5 protein-coding genes are annotated in these 5,568 nt (G+C 68.8%); 4 read left to right on the top strand and 1 reads right to left on the bottom strand.

Annotated features, from left to right (window positions below; translation table 11 throughout):
- Positions 1–218 precede the first annotated feature (218 nt).
- Complete coding sequence (locus SZN_RS35035; RefSeq protein ID WP_007504736.1) at positions 219–794, top strand: hypothetical protein; 576 nt, start codon at positions 219–221, stop codon at positions 792–794.
- A gap of 58 nt (positions 795–852) precedes the next feature.
- On the opposite strand, the gene SZN_RS35030 is transcribed toward SZN_RS35035, so the two are convergent.
- Positions 853–1,158: a ferredoxin gene (locus tag SZN_RS35030; protein WP_007504734.1), complete on the bottom strand. Its 306-nt coding sequence runs from the start codon at positions 1,156–1,158 to the stop codon at positions 853–855.
- A 245-nt stretch (positions 1,159–1,403) separates the two neighbouring features.
- On the opposite strand from SZN_RS35030, the gene arc reads away from it, so the two are divergent.
- The 3 genes from arc to SZN_RS35015 all read left to right on the top strand — a co-directional run bounded on the left by arc (position 1,404) and on the right by SZN_RS35015 (position 5,343).
- A complete protein-coding gene (arc, locus tag SZN_RS35025; protein ID WP_007504732.1) occupies positions 1,404–3,170 on the top strand; it encodes a proteasome ATPase in 1,767 nt (588 codons plus the stop codon).
- Between the two features lie 243 nt (positions 3,171–3,413).
- Positions 3,414–4,925, top strand: a complete 1,512-nt coding sequence (dop, locus tag SZN_RS35020) for a depupylase/deamidase Dop (protein WP_007504730.1) — start codon at positions 3,414–3,416, stop codon at positions 4,923–4,925.
- Between the two features lie 199 nt (positions 4,926–5,124).
- Positions 5,125–5,343 (top strand): ubiquitin-like protein Pup, encoded by a 219-nt coding sequence (locus SZN_RS35015; RefSeq protein WP_007504729.1) that lies wholly within the window; start codon positions 5,125–5,127, stop codon positions 5,341–5,343.
- Positions 5,344–5,568 lie beyond the last annotated feature (225 nt).

The raw sequence follows: 5,568 nt of genomic DNA, 5'->3' as shown, positions 1-5,568 counted from the left end.
CACGCCCCCAGCGAGCCGCCCACACCTCCCGCGCCCGCCCGCGGCGCGCTCCGCCGACCCACCCGGCGAACGCCCGCGGCCGGTGCCGCGCGCCGCCGCCACACCCCTGACCACGACATTCCGCACCGCGACTCGCCACCCCGCCGTTCCCCCGCGCTGTGGCGTGTGGCACCATGCAGGCCACCCCCCACCGGCAGCCCTCACAGGAGACGCTCCCAGTGCAGCAGAACGCGCTTCCGGAACTGGCACACACGCACACCCGCCCCATCCACTGGGTCGCCACCGCCACGGCGCTCGCCGGTGTCGTGGCCCTCTCCTCGGTCTTCCAGCCCAACGCGGCCACCGCCGCCCAGCCGTCCGGCCCCGACGCCGGGAACCGCCCCGCGGCGGCGCCCCCGAACCCCGCCCGCGTCGACTTCCCCCTGGAATGCGGCCCGGTGAAGGCGGTCGTCGCCAAGAAGGCCACCGGCGACCTCGACGGCGACGGCAACCCGGAGACGGTCGCCGTGGTCCACTGCGACTCCCCGATGGGCACCCCGCCCGACGGCGTCTACATCCTCACCCGGGCCGCGGGGGCCGCGGAGCCCCGCCTCGTCGCCACGCTCGTCGCGCCCAAGGACGACATCACCGTCAGTGACATCGCGGTGCGCGACGGAGCCGTCGCCGCCGGGCTGCTGCGCTACTCGTCGCAGGACGTGCCGCGCTGCTGCCCGGACGTCAACGAGAAGGCGGAATGGCGGTGGAAGAACGGCTCGTTCACCCGCTCGACACCGGCCGGCGCGCACAGCGTCTGACCGGCTCCACCGGACGCCGTGAGGAAACGGACAGTCGTAACAGCCCGTCGTCCCAAGGTCACTCGGCGTCCGGTCCGAAGACTTCGACCTTGTCCGAAACCCGACGTACGTGGATACATTCGCCCGGACATTCCTTCGCCGAGTCCACCACGTCCGTGAGGAGCGGCAACGGCACGGGCGTTGTGGCCCCCTGCGCCGACAGCAGCTCGTCGTCGGCGCCCTTCACATAGGCCAGACCGTCGATGTCCAGCTCGAACACCTCTGGCGCGTACTGGGCGCAGATGCCGTCACCGGTACAGAGATCCTGGTCGATCCAGACCTCCAGCGCCTCGTCCCCGACCACGGCCGCCCGCTCCACGCTCATCTCTCCTGCCGTTTGCTTCGTCGAGCCGTACGGGAATCCGGCCAGCTCTGACGGGTGTTGAACGGTTCGACCCTACCCCCGCCTGGGTTCCGATCGAGTGCGGTGGGTATTCCCCTGGCGTGAGGGAGAGCGCAAGGGTGAAGATCGGACACACCCCGACAGTCTTTGTGATCTAGGGGTTTCAATCGACACCCACCCAGGTAGGGTCTGGAAGCGTCCAGCTCCCCTTGGAGGAGGTGAGGACCGTGGCAGCCCACGACGACGACATGAACCGCGGCATCCGCCCGGGACGAGGGTCCGACGACCCCGCCGGGCAGATCGCCTACCTTGAGCAGGAGATCGCCGTCCTGCGGCGCAAGCTCGCCGACTCTCCGCGGCACACGAGGATTCTCGAAGAGCGAATCGTCGAACTGCAGACGAACCTGGCCGGTGTGTCCGCCCAGAACGAGCGGCTGGCGAACACGCTCCGTGAGGCCCGCGACCAGATCGTGGCCCTCAAGGAGGAGGTCGACCGGCTCGCGCAGCCGCCGGCCGGCTTCGGTGTCTTCCTGCAGTCCAACGACGACGGCACCGCGGACATCTTCACCGGGGGCCGCAAACTCCGGGTGAACGTCAGCCCGAGCGTCGAGCTCGACGACCTCAGGCGCGGCCAGGAACTGATGCTCAACGAAGCGCTCAACGTGGTCGAGGCCATGCAGTTCGAGCGCGTCGGGGACATCGTCACCCTCAAGGAGATCCTTGAGGACGGCGAGCGCGCCCTGGTCCTCGGGCACACCGACGAGGAGAGGGTGGTGCGGCTCGCCGAGCCGCTGCTGGGCGTCACCATCCGCCCCGGCGACGCCCTGCTGCTCGAACCCCGGTCCGGCTACGTCTACGAGATCGTCCCCAAGAGCGAGGTCGAGGAGCTCGTCCTCGAAGAAGTCCCGGACATCGGCTACGAATCGATCGGCGGCCTCGGCAACCAGATCGAGATGATCCGCGACGCCGTCGAGCTTCCCTACCTCTACCCGGACCTGTTCAAGGAGCACGAACTGCGCCCGCCGAAGGGCGTCCTCCTGTACGGGCCCCCCGGATGCGGCAAGACGCTCATCGCCAAGGCCGTCGCCAACTCGCTGGCCAAGAAGGTCGCCGAGGTCACCGGCCAGTCCTCCGGCAAGAGCTTCTTCCTCAACATCAAGGGCCCCGAGCTCCTCAACAAGTACGTCGGCGAGACCGAGCGGCAGATCCGCCTCGTCTTCCAGCGTGCTCGCGAGAAGGCGTCGGAGGGCACGCCCGTCATCGTCTTCTTCGACGAGATGGAGTCCCTCTTCCGCACCCGCGGCTCCGGTGTCAGCTCGGACGTGGAGAACACCATCGTCCCCCAGCTGCTCGCCGAGATCGACGGTGTCGAGGGCCTGCAGAACGTGGTCGTGATCGGTGCCTCCAACCGCGAGGACATGATCGACCCGGCCATCCTGCGCCCCGGCCGCCTGGACGTGAAGATCAAGATCGAGCGTCCCGACGCCGAGGCGGCGAAGGACATCTTCGGCAAGTACCTCACCGAGCGCCTCCCGCTGCACTCCGAGGACCTCGGGGAGCACGGCGGTGACAAGGTGATGACGGTCACGAGCATGATCCAGACCGCCGTCGAGCAGATGTACGCCGAATCCGAGGAGAACCGCTTCCTGGAAGTCACCTACGCCAATGGCGACAAGGAAGTCCTCTATTTCAAGGACTTCAATTCCGGTGCCATGATCGAGAACATCGTGGGCCGCGCCAAGAAGATGGCGATCAAGGATTTCCTGGAGCACAACCAGAAGGGTCTGCGCGTCTCCCACCTCCTCCAGGCATGCGTGGACGAGTTCAAGGAGAACGAGGACCTGCCCAACACCACCAACCCGGACGACTGGGCCCGGATCTCCGGAAAGAAGGGCGAGCGGATCGTCTACATCCGCACCCTCATCACCGGAAAGCAGGGCGCGGACACCGGACGCTCCATCGACACGGTGGCGAATACCGGTCAGTACCTGTAAAAGACAGGGCGGCTGCGGGTGCCCCCACCGGGTGCCCGCAGCCGACTGTTTTCCGGCCACGGCCGGGACAAAGGCGAGCAACGCAATGACGCAAATGATCTCCCCACCGGCGCAGAGGCGTTCTAGGCTCTTTCGTACCGCCGAGTCGCGCAGTGCGGGGGCGGGCACCGCACACGCAACCGAGCGCCAGCGGTACTTGTGCGGCACCCACGACCGAGGGCGCCGCCGGGCAAGGAGGGCCGCATGACCGTACGGCGAGTAATGGGCATCGAGACGGAGTACGGGATCTCCGTCCCCGGCCACCCCAACGCCAATGCCATGCTCACCTCGTCCCAGATCGTCAACGCCTACGCGGCCGCGATGCACCGGGCCCGCCGGGCCCGCTGGGACTTCGAGGAGGAGAACCCGCTCCGGGACGCCCGAGGCTTCGACCTCGCCCGGGAGGCGGCCGACTCCAGCCAGCTCACCGACGAGGACATCGGTCTGGCCAACGTCATCCTCACCAACGGCGCACGGCTCTACGTCGACCACGCCCACCCCGAGTACAGCGCCCCCGAGGTCACCAACCCCCGCGACGCCGTCCTCTGGGACAAGGCCGGTGAGCGGATCATGGCCGAGGCCGCCGAACGCGCGGCCCAGCTGCCCGGCGCCCAGCCGATCCACCTCTACAAGAACAACACCGACAACAAGGGCGCCTCCTACGGGACGCACGAGAACTACCTGATGAAGCGGGAAACCGCTTTCTCCGACATCGTGCGCCACCTCACGCCCTTCTTCGTCTCCCGGCAGGTCTTCGCCGGCGCCGGTCGCGTCGGCATCGGCCAGGACGGCCACGAGCACGGCTTCCAGCTGAGCCAGCGCGCCGACTACTTCGAGGTCGAGGTCGGCCTGGAGACGACGCTCAAGCGGCCCATCATCAACACCCGCGACGAGCCGCACGCCGACGCGGAGAAGTACCGCCGCCTCCACGTGATCATCGGCGACGCCAACCTGTCGGAGATCTCGACCTATCTGAAGCTGGGCACGACGGCGCTGGTCCTGTCGATGATCGAGGACGGCTTCATCGCCGTCGACCTGGCCGTCGACCAGCCCGTACGCACCCTCCACCAGGTCTCGCACGACCCCACCCTGCAGCGGCTGGTCACCCTGCGCAGCGGCCGCACCCTCACCGCGGTGCAGCTCCAGATGGAGTACTACGAGCTTTCCCGCAAGTACGTCGAGGAGCGCTTCGGTGCCGACGCCGACGAGCAGACCAAGGACGTCCTGGCGCGCTGGGAGGACACCCTCAACCGGCTGGAGAACGACCCCATGAGCCTGGCCGGCGAGCTGGACTGGGTCGCCAAGCGGGAGCTCATGGAGGGCTACCGCCGCCGTGACGGGCTCGACTGGGACGCGGCCAAGCTGCACCTCCTCGACCTCCAGTACGCCGACGTACGCCCCGAGAAGGGCCTCTACAACCGTCTCGCGGCCCGGGGCCGCATCAAGCGCCTGCTGGACGAGGGCGACGTCGAGCGGGCCAAGGCGAAGCCGCCGGAGGACACCCGGGCGTACTTCCGGGGCCGCTGCCTGGAGCAGTACGCCGACGACGTCGCGGCCGCCTCCTGGGACTCGGTGATCTTCGACCTGCCCGGCCGCGACTCCCTCCAGCGCGTCCCAACCCTCGAACCGCTTCGCGGAACGCGAAATCACGTCAAGGAGCTCCTGGACCGCTGTCGCACGGCAGAAGACCTGGTCAAGGTCTTGTCGGGCGGCTGAGGGGTACCCGGGGGCACCGGCCGGACGCCGGTCCACCAGGGTGGAAAGACCCGGCGTCCGGGAATCATCGAGATGGCCCCCGCGCGTTGCGGAAACCGCGGGGCCGATGTCGGACCCGGCTTGTAGGGTCTGATCATCACCGATCGGCAGGAAAGCCGACCTGTCGACCATGTCGGGCGAACTGAGCGGGGTGAGGGATATGGCAACCAAGGACACCGGCGGCGGGCAGCAGAAGGCCACGCGTTCCACCGAGGAGGCCGAGGAGCAGTCGACCGAGGCACAGGCGTCGGACGACCTCAAGGAGCGCCAGGAGAAGCTGAGCGACGACGTCGACTCGGTGCTGGACGAGATCGACGACGTCCTCGAGGAGAACGCAGAGGACTTCGTGCGGAGTTTCGTGCAAAAGGGCGGCGAGTAGCGGGCTGCCGGTCGCGTCGCCTTCGTCATGAGGGCTGCGGGGGGATCGCGATGGCTGACGAAGCGGGCTCCGGGAAGCGCACGGGCCGAGCGGCGGGACCCTCCCGCCCGGCCGCCGCGCGGGACGGGAGCGGGCGGGCGGGCCCGCGGTGGTGTGCGACGCCCCCCGGCGCCGCGCGCCACCGGCACCGCGGGGAGGCCGTCGCGGGGCCGGCCTCCGAAGAGC

Source organism: Streptomyces zinciresistens K42, assembly GCF_000225525.1.
Classification (GTDB): Bacteria; Actinomycetota; Actinomycetes; order Streptomycetales; family Streptomycetaceae; genus Streptomyces; species Streptomyces zinciresistens.
Note: the sequence above shows the minus strand (reverse complement) of the source record. Positions and strands in the feature narration are given on the sequence as shown.

Coding starts and splice junctions, on each gene's coding strand:
- SZN_RS35030 (WP_007504734.1), bottom strand. CDS start 1,158: ATGAGCGTGGAGCGGGCGGCCGTGGTCGGGGACGAGGCGCTGGAGGTC.
- dop (WP_007504730.1), top strand. CDS start 3,414: ATGACCGTACGGCGAGTAATGGGCATCGAGACGGAGTACGGGATCTCC.
- SZN_RS35015 (WP_007504729.1), top strand. CDS start 5,125: ATGGCAACCAAGGACACCGGCGGCGGGCAGCAGAAGGCCACGCGTTCC.